Annotated in this window: 16 protein-coding genes; all 16 read left to right on the top strand. The window is 42.0% G+C overall.

The features are described from left to right. Positions 1-213: 213 nt before the first annotated feature. On the top strand, positions 214-1170 hold the full coding sequence (locus O3626_RS01595) for a CPBP family intramembrane glutamic endopeptidase (RefSeq protein ID WP_176745945.1): 957 nt from the start codon (positions 214-216) through the stop codon (positions 1168-1170). A gap of 133 nt (positions 1171-1303) precedes the next feature. After that, the gene (gene uvrB / locus O3626_RS01600; protein WP_371494847.1) at positions 1304-3292 is read left to right on the top strand and encodes an excinuclease ABC subunit UvrB; all 1989 of its coding nucleotides are present in this window, start codon (positions 1304-1306) and stop codon (positions 3290-3292) included. Positions 3293-3306: 14 nt separating this feature from the next. After that, positions 3307-3804: an N-acetyltransferase family protein gene (locus O3626_RS01605; RefSeq protein ID WP_371494849.1), complete on the top strand. Its 498-nt coding sequence runs from the start codon at positions 3307-3309 to the stop codon at positions 3802-3804. An 86-nt stretch (positions 3805-3890) separates the two neighbouring features. Further along, complete coding sequence (locus O3626_RS01610; protein ID WP_371494851.1) at positions 3891-4514, top strand: NAD(P)H-dependent oxidoreductase; 624 nt, start codon at positions 3891-3893, stop codon at positions 4512-4514. A gap of 498 nt (positions 4515-5012) precedes the next feature. Then, positions 5013-5444 carry a hypothetical protein gene (locus O3626_RS01615; protein ID WP_371494853.1) on the top strand — a complete coding sequence of 144 codons (432 nt, stop codon included), beginning with the start codon at positions 5013-5015 and terminating at the stop codon, positions 5442-5444. 26 nt (positions 5445-5470) lie between these two features. After that, positions 5471-5938: an 8-oxo-dGTP diphosphatase gene (locus O3626_RS01620; protein ID WP_173018781.1), complete on the top strand. Its 468-nt coding sequence runs from the start codon at positions 5471-5473 to the stop codon at positions 5936-5938. Between the two features lie 305 nt (positions 5939-6243). Next, positions 6244-6948, top strand: a complete 705-nt coding sequence (locus tag O3626_RS01625) for an ABC transporter ATP-binding protein (protein WP_134974761.1) — start codon at positions 6244-6246, stop codon at positions 6946-6948. Between the two features lie 3 nt (positions 6949-6951). Continuing rightward, positions 6952-8049 carry a hypothetical protein gene (locus O3626_RS01630; RefSeq protein WP_371494855.1) on the top strand — a complete coding sequence of 366 codons (1098 nt, stop codon included), beginning with the start codon at positions 6952-6954 and terminating at the stop codon, positions 8047-8049. Between the two features lie 83 nt (positions 8050-8132). Next, positions 8133-8537 carry a PaaI family thioesterase gene (locus O3626_RS01635; protein WP_254728246.1) on the top strand — a complete coding sequence of 135 codons (405 nt, stop codon included), beginning with the start codon at positions 8133-8135 and terminating at the stop codon, positions 8535-8537. Next, the gene (locus tag O3626_RS01640; protein WP_371494858.1) at positions 8512-9264 is read left to right on the top strand and encodes an HAD family hydrolase; all 753 of its coding nucleotides are present in this window, start codon (positions 8512-8514) and stop codon (positions 9262-9264) included. Before O3626_RS01635 ends, O3626_RS01640 begins: the two co-directional genes overlap by 26 nt. A gap of 117 nt (positions 9265-9381) precedes the next feature. Beyond that, positions 9382-9717, top strand: a complete 336-nt coding sequence (locus tag O3626_RS01645) for a zinc ribbon domain-containing protein YjdM (RefSeq protein WP_009731127.1) — start codon at positions 9382-9384, stop codon at positions 9715-9717. A 44-nt stretch (positions 9718-9761) separates the two neighbouring features. Then, entirely contained in the window at positions 9762-10397 is a 636-nt protein-coding gene (locus O3626_RS01650) for a Pr6Pr family membrane protein (protein WP_371494860.1), read from the top strand. Positions 10398-10659: 262 nt separating this feature from the next. After that, positions 10660-11178: a bifunctional pyr operon transcriptional regulator/uracil phosphoribosyltransferase PyrR gene (pyrR, locus tag O3626_RS01655; RefSeq protein ID WP_003001719.1), complete on the top strand. Its 519-nt coding sequence runs from the start codon at positions 10660-10662 to the stop codon at positions 11176-11178. 46 nt (positions 11179-11224) lie between these two features. After that, complete coding sequence (locus O3626_RS01660; RefSeq protein WP_049496281.1) at positions 11225-12148, top strand: aspartate carbamoyltransferase catalytic subunit; 924 nt, start codon at positions 11225-11227, stop codon at positions 12146-12148. Between the two features lie 124 nt (positions 12149-12272). Continuing rightward, positions 12273-13364 carry a carbamoyl phosphate synthase small subunit gene (locus O3626_RS01665; RefSeq protein ID WP_371494862.1) on the top strand — a complete coding sequence of 364 codons (1092 nt, stop codon included), beginning with the start codon at positions 12273-12275 and terminating at the stop codon, positions 13362-13364. Further along, positions 13361-15100, top strand: coding sequence for a carbamoyl-phosphate synthase large subunit (locus O3626_RS01670; protein ID WP_371494865.1), 1740 nt, complete (start codon positions 13361-13363; stop codon positions 15098-15100). Before O3626_RS01665 ends, O3626_RS01670 begins: the two co-directional genes overlap by 4 nt. The last annotated feature ends 34 nt before the right edge of the window (positions 15101-15134 follow it).

The raw sequence follows: 15134 nt of genomic DNA on the forward strand, positions 1-15134 counted from the left end.
CATTGACCAAAGGATGGCCTGAAAAAAACAAAACATTCATACCAACTAGAGTATGAATGATCTTATGTTTTTCTATAAAAGCTATTATATCAGAAATGTATCAGATTAGCAAGAAAAATCAGCTTGCGATGTTAGGTTTTCTGACATGAAACAATATTGCAGCTCTGGATTTTCTTTGTTACAATGGACCTATTAGATAAATGGAGGTTGATCATGAAGAAAGGAAAGATCATTCAGGATATAAAAACAAACACATCTATGCCAGTTCTTATTTCTACACTATTCTATGTATTTTTAGCCTCCCTCTTTATAGAAGGGGGACTATGGCTTGGTAGTGAATTGGTGGGACCATTTTCCTTAGTGATAGGTTTTCTGGCGGAGTTCTTTTCACCAGGAAATGGGACAGCAAGTATTCAAGAATTTTTCTACCATTATCTTCTCTATTATGAGCTTTTCAGTTTTGTAATCATACTATTTCTCTTTATTTTTTGGGTGAAGGTCATAGAGAAGAATGCTTTATCAAGCTTAGGCTTTGTAAAAAGAAATTGGCTCAAGTATCTAGTCTGGGGGATCTTGCTTTCACTACTTCAAATGGGTGTCATTGCCCTTGTCTACCAGGTAGGGGGAATCGGGTCTTTTGAGCTTAATGAATTAAGTTTAGAACCCATCCTCTTTATTCTAGGTTTATTCCCATTTTGGCTTCTTCAAGGAGGGACTGAAGAAGTGGCGACGCGAGGTTGGCTTCTGACTCGGATTGCTGCAAGAACTAATCTACCTTTAGCGATCGTGATTTCTAGTAGTCTCTTTGGCATTCTGCATATGGGTAATGCAGGAGTGACCTTCTTATCCGTTCTGAATATCATCCTTGATGGGGTGCTAGCTGCTCTGCTTTTTATCTATACCGATAGTATCTGGCTAGTGGTCGCCCAACACGGCACTTGGAACTATGTACAAGGAAATCTCCTTGGTTTTCAAGTCAGTGGCACAGGCGCAGATGCGTCTATCTTTAGCTTTACCATGGGAGATGGACCTGACTGGTTGACCGGAGGGGCATTTGGAGCAGAAGGATCAATCATCACCACTCTGGTTCTTCTTGTATCCCTAGTGATTGTCTATCTCTTAGGGGAAAGGAAAGAAAGAGTTGATAATGAACAAGTGTGTCATGACTGACAGGAAATGATGATGAATATGAAGACCGGAACTTGAGCCTGGTCTTTTTCTATGTGAGGATTCTCTCCTCAAAAGTCAGAGAAATATCGTCTATTGTGGTAAAATAAGGGAAGTATAATCAAAGGAAGAAAGTATGATTAATCGAGTAACAGATAACAAATTTAAACTAGTATCGAAATACCAACCGTCTGGGGATCAACCGCAGGCCATTGAACAGTTGGTGGATAACATCGAGGGTGGTGAGAAGGCGCAAATCCTGATGGGGGCAACTGGTACAGGGAAGACCTATACTATGAGCCAGGTCATCGCCCAGGTCAATAAGCCGACCCTGGTCATCGCCCACAATAAAACCCTAGCGGGCCAGCTCTATGGGGAGTTCAAGGAATTTTTCCCTGAAAATGCGGTCGAGTACTTCGTATCTTACTACGATTACTACCAGCCTGAAGCCTATGTGCCATCGAGTGATACCTATATTGAAAAAGATAGCTCGGTCAATGATGAGATTGACAAGCTTCGTCACTCCGCGACATCAGCCCTCTTAGAGCGCAATGATGTCATCGTTGTGGCTTCTGTCTCTTGTATCTATGGGTTGGGTTCGCCTAAGGAATATTCCGACAGCGTGGTCAGTTTGCGTCCTGGTCTGGAGATTTCTCGTGATCGTTTGCTCAATGACTTGGTGGACATCCAGTTTGAACGCAATGATATCGACTTTCAACGGGGGAAATTCCGTGTCCGTGGAGATGTGGTCGAGATTTTCCCAGCTTCGCGTGATGAACATGCCTTCCGGTTGGAGTTTTTCGGGGATGAGATCGAGCGGATTCGTGAGATTGAAGCTTTGACGGGTCAAGTTCTAGGAGATGTGGACCACTTAGCCATTTTCCCAGCCACTCACTTCGTGACCAATGACGACCATATGGAAGTGGCCATTGCCAAGATTCAGGCTGAGCTGGAAGAACAGTTAGCTATCTTTGAGAAGGAAGGAAAACTGCTGGAAGCCCAACGCCTGAAACAACGGACAGAGTACGATATTGAAATGCTACGGGAGATGGGCTACACCAATGGTGTCGAAAACTACTCTCGTCATATGGATGGCCGGAGTGAGGGAGAGCCACCATACACCCTTTTGGATTTCTTTCCTGAAGATTTCCTCATCATGATCGATGAAAGTCACATGACCATGGGCCAAATCAAGGGTATGTACAATGGAGACCGCTCGCGCAAGGAGATGTTGGTCAACTATGGTTTCCGTTTGCCATCTGCCTTGGACAACCGGCCACTGCGTCGTGAAGAGTTTGAAAGCCATGTCCACCAGATTGTCTATGTGTCAGCGACACCAGGTGACTATGAGATGGAACAAACCGATACCATCATCGAGCAGATTATCCGTCCGACAGGTCTACTCGATCCAGAGGTCGAAGTGCGTCCGACCATGGGACAAATGGACGATCTCTTGGGTGAAATCAATGCGCGTGTAGAACGTGGAGAGCGGACCTTTGTCACTACCCTGACCAAGAAGATGGCAGAAGACTTGACCGACTATTTCAAGGAAATGGGGGTCAAGGTCAAATACATGCACTCGGACATTAAGACCTTGGAGCGGACAGAGATTATCCGTGATTTGCGTTTGGGCGTTTTTGATGTCTTGGTCGGTATTAACCTTCTTCGTGAAGGGATTGACGTACCGGAAGTGAGTCTAGTTGCTATACTTGATGCTGACAAGGAAGGTTTCCTCCGTAATGAACGCGGATTGATTCAGACCATCGGTCGTGCAGCCCGTAATAGTGAGGGTCACGTCATCATGTATGCGGACACCATGACCCAGTCTATGCAAAAAGCCATTGATGAAACAGCTCGCCGTCGGAAAATCCAGATGGCTTATAATGAAGAACATGGCATTGTTCCACAAACCATCAAGAAGGAAATCCGTGACCTGATCTCTGTTACCAAGGCGGTGGCCAAGGAAGAGGACAAGGAAGTGGATATTACCAGTCTCAACCGCCAAGAGCGCAAGGAACTGGTCAAGAAACTGCAAGGCCAAATGCAAGAAGCCGTCGAAGTGCTTGACTTCGAATTGGCAGCACAGATCCGCGATATGATGTTAGAAGTCAAGGCTTTGGATTAGATAGGATAAAGCGAATGAAGATTATCATTAAAACAATGGAAACTCCTGAAGAGATAGAAGGAAAATCTCTCGTTCATTGGCAAACGTGGAGAGAGGCTTATGACGATCTTTTACCCGCGGAATATCAGGAGACGATGACATTAGATAGATGTCGTTTCTTTAGTCAAAAGTATCCAGAAAATACCTTGATTGCGATGGATGGAAAGAAGGTCGTTGGATTTATCAGCTATGGAAATTTTTGTGATGAAGCCATTCAAGCTGGTGAAATCATCGCCTTATATGTTTTAAAAGATTACTATGGAAAAGGTGTGAGTAAACAGTTAATGCATGCTGCATTTGCTGCTCTCGATCATTTCTCTGAGATTTATTTATGGGTATTGAAAGAGAATAAGCGAGCCATTGCTTTCTATCAAAAAATGGGTTTTACTTTTGATGGCCAAGAAAAAATACTTAAACTTGGAAAACCTGTTAAGGAATTGAGGATGATGTGTTCTTCAAATAAAAATTCCTAAAGGACCTATCTATCAATCTTTGAACCATTATCAATTAATCTAGTAAAAAATAAAAGAATGAACCAAAGAAATGAAGGAGAAGACGAATGAAGATTCTAGTCATCAATGGGCATCCGGATAAGGAAAGTTACTGTCAGGCTATTTTTCAAACCATTGTAGAAAATATTGACCCAGGTCGCCATGAACTTAAAGTGATCAGTCTCAATGATGAGGACTTTGATCCGGTTCTTCGCTATGGCTATCGAAAGCGGATGGAGGAAGATCCTTTTATTCTTCGTTCCCAAGAATTAATCCAGTGGGCGGATCACTTGATCTTTGTTTATCCCATCTGGTGGAGTAGTATGCCGAGCCTTATGAAGGGCTGGATCGACCGGGTCTTTACACCGGGGATTGCATACTCGGCCAATGACCAGGGAAGCTTTATCTGGAATTACCTGAGAGGCAAGCAATTTAAGAAGTTGTTCAAAGGGAAAACAGCCAGTATTTATGCGACCTCCATGGCGCCTACTTGGTGGTACAAGATCTTTTCAGGTCCTCTCAACATTCCAGATAGTTATGGCATCTCTGTTTTGAAGAATGCCGTCTTGAACCACTGTGGGATTAAAACCAAGCGCGTCTGTATCTTGGGAGAAGTCGGCCGGGATGTGAACACCGCTAGCATGCGGGAACAGCATCTCCAAAAGGTAGCAGCAGAAGTGAAGAAACTCTGATCCTGTCCTTGTCTTTGTTGGACATTTCTAGGCAAGCGGTTGTATTCTTAACGGATGTTGGATAAAATAGAATTAAAATCCATGGGAAATAGGGGAAATAAATATGTTGCTGTTTATGTATATGATCTATGTCATCTATTTCATTTCAAAACTGAAAAAAGAAGATAAAAGAGTCTCTCTATTTACGAAGATTGTTGTTTATGGTTTATTGGTTTTATCATTGATTAAGATCTATTTCGGCATAGTGGCATTTATATTTTCCCCTTTACCACTAATTGGTTCAATAGTTTCTTTAGCTCTTGGTGGTATGAGATTGGTTCTTAAAATAGTTATAGCACTTAGCTTACTTTTATTATCGCTAAGTCTATTCTTAGACAGCAAAAAAAATGATCCGGATACGCCCCTTATAGAACATTGGCTCCGGTTAGGTTATCATATTCTGTTGATGTTACTTTAGGAGATCCAGTTTAAACCAATTACTAAGAAAGGGAGATCAACATGAGAAAGTATCGGAACCTGTTTCGAATCTTGTATCTGATTCTTTTACTTTTTGTTTTTGCTAACGTTGTATTAGGCTACAATGGTTACGCCTTTACTCCGCTCCTGTGGAACCCTTGGTTGTATCTAGGAGCAGTGACGATTTTTTGTCACATCTGGTATCGCTTCTATCGAACTCACGCAGTCAATTGGAAGAATGTAGTGGGGCTACTGTTTAGTTTCTTTGTTAGCCTGATCCTAGTATTATTCATTGTGTTTTTCTTTAGTTTTGATGGTCATGGTTTGGTAACGATTCACTCGGAGTATTATTTAAAAGAGAAGTCAATTGTCTTTCAAAGAGGTTCCCTTTTAGATGCCTTCGATGAATACCATGAGCTAGTAAATCCCTTTGTCATGAAAAAAGAGATAAAGAAAAAAGTTTATATTGATTAATTGTCAATATCATAGAAAGGAAATATATGTCACGTACAACGCCTACTATACTGTGCAATCTTTGCATGGTCGAAGATCTTGAAAATGGGAAAGTAGTCCTCCAATACCGCTCACCTGAAAAGACTCACTGGGCTGGCTATGCTTTTCCAGGTGGCCATATCGAAGAAGGAGAAAGCCTTGTAGAATCCGTCATTCGTGAAGTCTACGAAGAGACAGGACTGACAATTGCAGATCCAAAACTCGTCGCAGTCAAAGACTGGGAGCCAGAAGAGGGAGGTCGCTATATTGTCTTTTGCTACAAAGCAACAGAATTTACAGGCCAGCTCAGATCATCTGAAGAAGGAGAAGTTTCTTGGGTTAAGAAGGACCAATTAGAAAAGTTGGACTTGTCCTACGACATGCTTCCTCTGCTGGAAGTGATGGAAGACCCGGATTTGTCCGAGTACTATTATCGCAAACGGACAGACGACGACTGGGAAAAATTAAGATTTTAAGTAAAGGGGCTAGAGGTATCTAGTTCTTTTTTCTCTTCAAAGATAAAATGTTGCTTAAAGCGTTGAGAATGTTCCATTAGTGCTTGAATCTGCTTTAAAAAAGTACTATAGTATAAGCATAAAATACAATTGTAATCTTTCATACTGTGAATAGAAAGAAGGCAAGATATGAAATTACAATTTAGAATCCTTATAGGAATTTGCTTCTTGATCGGTGCCTTAGTCTTTGCCTTTCAAAAGGAATGGTTATACGCTTTGCTGTTGCTTTTAGTTGGGGCTTCTTACCTTTATAAAGGAGTGCGTCGATGAAGAGTGAGTGTTTAAACATCAAGGGGCTAAATGTTTGGTATAAAAAAGACAAGCCCATTATAAAAGACACGAATTTGCTTGTACCCAATCATTCTGTAGTAGGGTTGATTGGTCGAAATGGAGCTGGGAAGACAACCTTGCTAAAAGCTTTAAGTAGTGTTTTTGATCATCGGCAGTATGCAGTTGAGACTGTTACCTTAGAAGATAAGGCGACCTCTTTTCATACGAATTTCTATAAGAGCCGTACCTATACAGTTTTTACTGAAAACAATAGTTTTTTAAACTGGGATTTTGTTCACTATTTTAATTTTGTCTGTCGTTTGTATCATCGAAAGAGAGATGAAAATGTATTGCAGGACCTGATCTCAGGTTTTCATTTTGAAGAATTTCTCAACACCGATATCGGTAGTTTGTCAACGGGAAATAAGAAGAAAGTCTTCCTGATCACAGCTTTCTATCTCAAACCTCCCCTCCTTATTTTGGACGAACCATTTGATGGCCTAGATTTTGATGCGACAGAATTTCTATATGGTTTACTATTGCAGTATAAAGAAGAAGGCTCTATTCTGATGAGTTCGCATATCGCAGAGAGTATCGTTCGAGTCTGTGATACAGCTTATACTATTGAAGATGGTCACCTAGACGCGATCGAATCGAATTTAGAAGATTGGTTTCATGACGTCAATCGTCAGAGGGGGTAGAGCATGCTACTAGCAATTTTTAGAGATTTGGTATCCAAAAATCGGCTCTTCTTGTTCTTGACTTCCTTAGCCCTTGCACTTTATTACCATCTTGTTGGGGCCAAATTTTCTACGAGCTTTCAAGTCTTATTGATCAGTACGTTTATTGTCACTGCTCTATCAACCTTTCAATTGTTGTATTCCTACTTTTCGATGGACAGGGTCCAGGCCTATTACCAGCTTCCTTTGTCTCTCAATCGTTTCAAATGTTCTTTTCTGACGGTAACCTTTCTCCTCAATTTGTTAGAGCGCGTGCTGTTATTGATCCTCTTTTTGGGAGTCAAGTTAGACCTGCCACAATCCTTTAAGCTTGTCCTCCTATCTTTACTGGTGGTATTGAGTGTGTTTTATGTCTTTATCCAGTTCAATACAAGGCCCAGTTTTCTAGGAGGGGTGCTCATTTTTGTAACTACTGTTCTTACAGTCTCTTCTTTATGGGGCCAACAAGTTTCCTATATGATCTTACTGTCAGCCCTCCTTGCTGTCTTAATTTTTAAAAATGAGGACCTGGTCGCGATTTCAAAAAATGACCAGTTGCTCGTCGCAAAGAGAAGAAGTGGCAATTATTTTTGGCTTTCCTTGTTTCAAGAGCGCTATTTTTCCATCAATTTTGTCTTTACTCTCATATTCCTCCTTCTCATTCTGATACAGGATTATGATGCATCTTTAAAAATTATCATTCTTTTAACGATGGCTTCTGTCAATACGCCATTAACCACCCTCATTTCTGCGGATAAAGATTTGATTGATCATGTTAAGTCACTTCCTAAGAGTCGCTTCTTTTACTTGATGTATTACCGTGTATTGCTGACTTATTTCTTAGCTGTGAATCTATTTGTTGCTCTATTATTAAAAATGGTGGTCATGCCTGACTTGGGGATTCTATTTTTACTAGGAGTCATGATTCTAGCAGTAATGGAAGCTTTTTTGCACTTACTTATTGAAATCTATTTTCCTTTAAGAAAATGGAATTTAAAGAGGGAATGTTGGAAGCACCCACGAAAATACATTGTTCCTAGTATCGTCTTCTTACTTAGTTGGAGTCTCCTTTTCTGTTTCTAAGGAATTGCTCCTTCGCTTGTATCTATACCTTAATTGTAGTATGATAGAGAAGTTGAAAAGATGCTAGAAAAGGTGGCAAGTATATGAAAGATTTTCACTTTGATGCAATTGCTGCATTTGAAAATTACGAAATTGAAAAGATGAGAGATGGCCATGTAGTGGTGTCAACCAAGGTCGTTGAATCATCGCTCAATTATTATGGAAATGCGCATGGAGGCTATCTCTTTACCTTGTGTGACCAGATCAGTGGTTTGGTCGTGATTTCTCAGGGGGTCGATGGTGTGACCTTGCAATCCTCCATCAATTACTTGAAAGCAGGGCGTCTGGGGGATGTCCTCACGATCCATGGCGAATGTGTCCACAGTGGACGGACGACTCGAGTTGTGGATGTTGATATTACAAATCAAGACGGTGCCAATGTCTGCAAGGCAACCTTTACCATGTTTGTTACGGGAGTGAGAGATGAATCCGCACAAGTACGCATTTAAAAATTATATTTTTGATTTTTATGGAACCTTGGTCGACATCGAAACCGATGAGTCAAGTCCAGTTTTATGGGATACCATGGCTCAGATTTACCAATCCTACGGGGCAAGTTACACTGGAGAAGGTCTGCACCTGCGTTATAGAGAGTTGGTGCAACAAGCTGAAGAAGACTTGGCCAAGGAAAAACAAGTTGCCTATCCTGAGATTGATCTGACGGTCATTTTTGTGCAATTGTATTTAGAAAGTCATCCAAGCGGAAACAGTGTTGCCCACCTCAAAGAGTGGGGACGTTTGATTTCACGGACTTTCCGTGTCCTTTCTCGCAAAAGATTGGAGCTTTATCCTCACACGAAAGAAGTATTAGAGGATATGAAAGCTGCAGGTTGCCGGATCTATCTCTTATCCAATGCCCAAGCAGATTTTACCAATCCTGAGATTGATTTAGTAGGCTTGAGAGAACTTTTCCATGCCATTTACTTGTCATCAGATGCAGGTATTCGCAAACCTCAGCCAGAGTTCCTCTTGGAAGTCATCAAAGAACACCAGTTGAACCCTGAGAAAACAGTCATGGTGGGCAATGACTTTACAACAGATGTTGCTGTTGCCCAAAGTATCGGCATGGAGAGTATCTTGATCAATACCTTCCCATACTCTGATGCTGAACTGCGCGAGAAGAATCAAGCAGGCGTGCGCGTGATTCAAGACATTCAAGAATTGCAAGAAGATTGAAAGATATTATCTATGTAAGAAGGCCAAGTCGCCTCCTTTTTATGCAGTCGAGCAGGATTTGTCAAATGCTCGCTTTCATGGTATACTATGAAAGTTAATTTGAATAAGGAGATAGAAATGAATAACTTACCAAACTGTCCAAAATGTAACTCTGAATATGTCTATGAAGATGGAGCCCTCTTGGTTTGCCCAGAGTGTGCTTATGAATGGAATCCAGCTGAAGTCGTGGAAGAAGAAGGTGTTGTAGCCATCGACGCAAATGGGAATAAATTGGCTGATGGCGATACCGTGACCTTGATCAAAGACTTAAAAGTCAAGGGGGCACCAAAAGATTTGAAACAAGGAACGCGCGTGAAAAACATCCGTATCGTAGAAGGCGATCATAACATCGATTGTAAGATTGATGGTTTTGGCGCAATGAAACTCAAATCAGAATTTGTGAAGAAGATCTAAAGATAAGAAGAAGGGCCTAGCCCCTTTTCTTTCAGGAGAATACTATGAAATTCAAACTATTGTTTAGCTATCGTTTTCTATTGTTTATCTTAAGTGTGCTCGGCGTTTATCTGCAACTGACCAAGCATGGTGGCTTTGGTATGATGCTTTATTACACCATTTTGTCTAACATGTTGGTCATGTTCTTCATGGGAGATATGGTTTGGCGCATGCTTCGTGATCGTTCGACCCAGAGCCAGGGCTACCTTCGCATGAAGGGGGCAGTGACCATGGCTATTATGATTACCTTTGTCATCTACCACTTTATGTTGGCGCCTCTTGCGACACCTGAGAAGTTTTATCGTTTGGAAAACTTCCTTTGTCATTACATCGTTCCTTTGATGTTCTTCTTTGATACCCTAGTGGTTGATAAAGCAAAGCAATACCGTAAGCTCGATCCCTTCCTTTGGACATCGATTCCCCTGGCTTACATGCTCTTTGCCCTTCTCAATGGATTGGTCTTGAAGTGGCCAATTCCAGGTGCAAAAGATAGTCCCTTTGCCTATTTCTTTATCAATGTTAATAAATACGGCTGGACCTTTGTGGGCAAATGGGTGGTGATCATCTTTATCGCTTACCTCTTAGCTGGCTATGTGCTCTATGGGATCAAAAATATCAAGCGAAAATCGGCTGTTTCTTAGTAAAAACCGAACATTATTCGGATGAAAAGTCATGTTTTTAAATTTTTTTGAAAAATGTTGAGTTTTTTCTTGCATGTCGTTTGAAACTGTGATATAGTTATCTCAATTAAATAAATCCTTTAATCCTGTCCCGTGAGGCAGGCAAGGAGACTGTGAAAAACAATGGCTAGGACCATAGAGCGAGACTCTATCCTCTTAGACCATTCATTTGCTGAACCTCCTTGAAAAAGGAGGTTTTTCTTTTACAACTAAGGAGGACTGAATGAAAACCAAAGAAGTCGTTGATGATTTGACGATGAAACGGGCCATTACCCGGATCACCTACGAAATCATTGAACGAAACAAAGATTTGAGCCAGATTGTGCTGGTTGGGATCAAGACGCGTGGTGTTTACATCGCTCGCCGGATCCAAGAACGCCTCTCTCAGCTGGAACAAATCGATGTCCCTGTAGCAGAACTAGATACCAAGCCTTTCCGAGATGACATGAAGGCGACAGAAGATACAACGGTCTTACCAGTTGATATCGCTCATAGAGAAGTCATTTTGATCGATGATGTCCTCTATACAGGTCGCACGATACGCGCTGCCATTGACAATCTGGTCAGTCACGGTCGTCCCGCTCGAGTGAGTCTGGCGGTTCTAGTCGACCGTGGGCATCGGGAGTTGCCGATTCGTCCGGACTTTGTTGGGAAAAATATCCCGACAAGTAAGTCAGAGGAAATCATTGTCGAGATGGTGGAGCTAGACGGTCAAGACCGCGTCCTCATCAAAGAAGCTTAAACAAATTGTAAATTTTTTGTATTCACATTATAAAAGGAGAATCAACATGTCTGAAAATCAAATCGCTCTTAAAAACCTTGTCTCAATGGAAACTCTTACCAATGAAGAAGTAATGGCATTGATCAAACGTGGGATTGAGTTCAAAAACGGAGCTAAAGCAACCTACGAAGACCAACACATCATCTCAAACCTTTTCTTTGAACCTTCAACTCGTACCCACAAAGCCTTTGAAGTGGCAGAGTTGAAATTGGGATGTGATCTCCTTGACTTTGATGTGAAGACAAGCTCTGTGAACAAAGGGGAAACACTTTACGATACCATCTTGACCATGTCAGCTCTTGGTGTAGATGTCTGCGTCATCCGTCACCCTGAAGTGGACTACTACAAAGAATTGGTTGAAAGCCCAACGATCACAGCCTCTATCGTCAACGGTGGGGACGGTTCAGGTCAACACCCAAGCCAAAGCTTGCTTGATTTGATGACCATCTACCAAGAATTCGGTCACTTTGATGGCTTGAAAGTTTGTATCGCTGGGGACTTGGATCACTCACGTGTGGCAAAATCAAATATGCAAATCTTGAAACGTTTGGGAGCAACCCTCTACTTTGCAGGTCCAGACGAATGGAGAAGTGCGGAATTTGAAGACTATGGAACCTTCGTCACTATCGATGAAGTCATTGAAGATGTGGATGTGATGATGTTCTTGCGTGTGCAACACGAACGTCATGATTACGAATCACTCTTCTCTAAAGAAAACTACCACCGTCTTCATGGTTTGACTCAAGAACGTTATGACCGTATGAAAGATACAGCGATCTTGATGCACCCAGCACCAGTCAACCGTGACGTTGAAATTGCGGACCACTTGGTAGAAGCTCCTAAATCACGCATCGTAGAACAAATGACCAACGGTGTCTTTGTCCGTATGGCCATCATTGAAGCCGTCCTTAAAGGTCGCGGTGCAAAATAAGATAACTGACAATTCATTGAAAGGAAAGGAAGAGGACAGAGTAGAGAGCTACATGGAATCTGACTTTCTTTTTTTTGAGGAACTATGATAAAATTGGACTAGTGTAAAAGAAGGGAGGGGTTCGATGAAACGTTTATTGGTCCTAGAGGATGGGACTGTATTTGAAGGAGAAGCCTTTGGTGCAGACTTATATGTGACTGGTGAATTGGTCTTTACGACAGCCATGACAGGCTATCAAGAATTGATCACGGATCAGGCTTTTAGTGGCCAGATCCTCTCCTTTACCTTTCCAGTTATTGGCGCAACAGGGATCAATCGGGATGATTCTGAATCGATTACGCCCACTTGTTTAGCAGTAGTCGTTCAGCATCTGGTGGAGATGCCGAGCAATTGGCGGCAGCAGATGACTTTGGATGAATTCTTGAAGCGAAAAAAAATTCCTGGTATTGTAGGGATTGATACGAGACAGGTGGCAAAAATTGTCCTCAAGTATGGACGGATGAAGGCGACTGTCATTAACAAGGGGGATTCGATCGAGCATATCCTGGATCAGTTGCGAGCGACAGTCCTTCCCAAAGACCAAGTGCGTCAAGTCTCGACAAAAACGGCCTATGCTGTACCAGGTTTTGGAAAGAGTATTGCCTTGATTGATTTAGGTGTCAAACACTCTGTCTTGCGCCAGCTGAGTCAAAGGGACTGTAATGTCACGGTCTATCCCTATGACATCTCTTATGATGAACTGATGGAACAACAGCCCGATGGCGTTATTTTATCCAGTGGGCCTGGCGATCCCCATCAGGTAAAAAAACTCTGTCGCTTGATCCAAAAAATCAATGGTCAAATTCCGATCTGGGGCATGGGCTTGGGAGCACAGGTACTAGCTCAAGCTTATGGAGCGGAGCTAGCTCCCATGGAAGTTGGACACTTCGGATTAAATATTCCTGTTCGTGAAATTGCGACAGGAAAAATTGAGATGACTAGTCAAAATCACTTGTATAGTATCGCACGCGATAGCCTACCCCATGATTTATTGGTCACGCATGAAAACGTCAATGACCATAGTATCGAAGCTTTTCGCCATCGTTACCAACCGATTTTAGGGGTTCAATTCCAAGTAGATGCTAGTCCAGGTCCAAGAGAAAATCTCTATTTTTACGATGAATTTTTAGAGTTGATTGATGCCAAAATTCACGAAAGTAGAAGGGAGAAGGAATGATGAAACAAAACCAGAAATTGCTTCTCCTGTGTGGAGATTCTTATCAGGATATTAGCCTTTTGGCTGCGGTAAATGAAGCACAAAAACTCAATGCCAAGGATGGGAATGCTCTTGTCCTTTACTTGGGCGAAGAAAATGCTATCACCCAAGAAGCTGCAGATATAGTTGTAGTTAGTAAGCTCAAGCTGGATGCTCTTAGGACGACTCTTCTTTCTTATACTGGATCTCGCTTGCTCCTACCTTTTGCGGACAAACAGATTTTGAATCTCTTGTTTCGTTTGGAAGAAACTGGATTTTTCAAAGATGCATCGATCATGATTGTCGGACCAAGCCTCCAACGCTACCGGACCTTTTATCAGCAGGCAGATCAACGACGTCTCTTTCAAGAGCTGGGCTATCAGGTACCTGCTTCAGCACTGGTGAGCTCAGTTCGAGAAGCTATCGAGTTTTCTGAAGGCATTCAATTTCCTATTATGATCTGGCCAGTAGCGAGTAAGCAAGGGCAAGGGCGAAAGATTGCTCATAACCTGGATGACTTGTGCGAAGCTGTAGAAATGGGACTTTCGGTTTCTCCAAGTCAGCAGTGTTTGCTGGAGTTTTCGACCTATGGCTTTAAGGAACTGGATTTTGTAGTCATGCGGGATCGTGAAGACAATCACTACCTGGCAGCCTCTATTGAAAGCATTGATCCTGTTGGGATCCACTCCAGTGACTCTTACCAATTCATGCCAGCGGTCACTCTGACTGATCGGGAGTTTCAAAATCTTCGTGAAGCAGCGATCCAGATTAGTCGCTATCTGAAGCTGACAGGAGCCATTTCCATTAAGTTTGCCTTGGATCCGACGAGCTATGCTTTTTATATCTTAGAGGTTAATCCATTTGCTTCAGATAGTATCTCGATGGCCTCTATGGGCTTGGGCTATTCCTTGTTTGAGCAAGGCGTGCAGCTGCAATTGGGGCGCTCGCTCGAGCATTTGCCTCATCCATTATTACAGGATCTAAAGGCTGTTTATGAACCCAGTCTAGACTATATTTTCTTTAAGATTCCGATCTTTTCAGATGCTGCACAGAATGCTCGTCTCAATACCCAAATTCACTCTTATGGGGCAGTTTATGGATTTGGAAAGAGGATCGATGAAGCTTACCAACAGGCCTTAGAAACCATTAAAGATAAAAAACTACTGACTGTCTTTCCTGAAGAAATGAGCGATGATGAATTAATCCAAAAAATAGCTCGTCATATGCCCCATCGGCTCTTCTATATCTTAGAGGCTCTGAAACGTGGTTTTGAGTTTGAGGAACTCTTGGATTTAAGTAAATTAGCACCGATTTATTTGCAGGTCCTTGCCAACCTTGTAGCGATGGAAAAAGCAGCAGAAGTTGCAACAAGTCCAGCATTTCTTCCGGTTGAGCCATCAGCTGGCTTATATGAGGTCAAAGAAGGGGCGGCCTATTATCTGACCCAAAATGGGACCAATGAATCATTCGGGTTGGATGCTGCGTGTATCTTGGTGGATGATCTAGAAATTCGAGACCCAAGTTTTTACCAAAAAGTACGAAAGAAGGAGCAAGAGTTAAAAGAAAAAGGACAACAGGTGATCATACTCACCAATCGTCCTTTTACAGAATCTTTGGCAGATAAAGTCTATTATCTTCCTATCAATGAGACAAGCCTTAACCTAATTCAGTCCATTGATCAGGTAAAAGATATTGTCAAGCTTTCTAACATACAATAAAGGATCCGGACAATCTATCCGAATCCTTTTTGTT

This window comes from Streptococcus sp. 20925_1_77, assembly GCF_041432125.1.
Classification (GTDB): domain Bacteria; phylum Bacillota; class Bacilli; order Lactobacillales; family Streptococcaceae; genus Streptococcus.

Bases quoted from the DNA above. Each gene is read 5' to 3' on its own strand.
- O3626_RS01615 (WP_371494853.1), top strand. From the start codon at position 5,013: ATGAGAAAGTATCGGAACCTGTTTCGAATCTTGTATCTGATTCTTTTA.
- O3626_RS01605 (WP_371494849.1), top strand. From the start codon at position 3,307: ATGAAGATTATCATTAAAACAATGGAAACTCCTGAAGAGATAGAAGGA.
- O3626_RS01635 (WP_254728246.1), top strand. From the start codon at position 8,133: ATGAAAGATTTTCACTTTGATGCAATTGCTGCATTTGAAAATTACGAA.
- O3626_RS01640 (WP_371494858.1), top strand. From the start codon at position 8,512: ATGAATCCGCACAAGTACGCATTTAAAAATTATATTTTTGATTTTTAT.
- O3626_RS01630 (WP_371494855.1), top strand. From the start codon at position 6,952: ATGCTACTAGCAATTTTTAGAGATTTGGTATCCAAAAATCGGCTCTTC.
- O3626_RS01645 (WP_009731127.1), top strand. From the start codon at position 9,382: ATGAATAACTTACCAAACTGTCCAAAATGTAACTCTGAATATGTCTAT.
- O3626_RS01665 (WP_371494862.1), top strand. From the start codon at position 12,273: ATGAAACGTTTATTGGTCCTAGAGGATGGGACTGTATTTGAAGGAGAA.
- O3626_RS01660 (WP_049496281.1), top strand. From the start codon at position 11,225: ATGTCTGAAAATCAAATCGCTCTTAAAAACCTTGTCTCAATGGAAACT.
- O3626_RS01595 (WP_176745945.1), top strand. From the start codon at position 214: ATGAAGAAAGGAAAGATCATTCAGGATATAAAAACAAACACATCTATG.
- pyrR (WP_003001719.1), top strand. From the start codon at position 10,660: ATGAAAACCAAAGAAGTCGTTGATGATTTGACGATGAAACGGGCCATT.
- uvrB (WP_371494847.1), top strand. From the start codon at position 1,304: ATGATTAATCGAGTAACAGATAACAAATTTAAACTAGTATCGAAATAC.
- O3626_RS01625 (WP_134974761.1), top strand. From the start codon at position 6,244: ATGAAGAGTGAGTGTTTAAACATCAAGGGGCTAAATGTTTGGTATAAA.
- O3626_RS01610 (WP_371494851.1), top strand. From the start codon at position 3,891: ATGAAGATTCTAGTCATCAATGGGCATCCGGATAAGGAAAGTTACTGT.
- O3626_RS01620 (WP_173018781.1), top strand. From the start codon at position 5,471: ATGTCACGTACAACGCCTACTATACTGTGCAATCTTTGCATGGTCGAA.
- O3626_RS01670 (WP_371494865.1), top strand. From the start codon at position 13,361: ATGATGAAACAAAACCAGAAATTGCTTCTCCTGTGTGGAGATTCTTAT.
- O3626_RS01650 (WP_371494860.1), top strand. From the start codon at position 9,762: ATGAAATTCAAACTATTGTTTAGCTATCGTTTTCTATTGTTTATCTTA.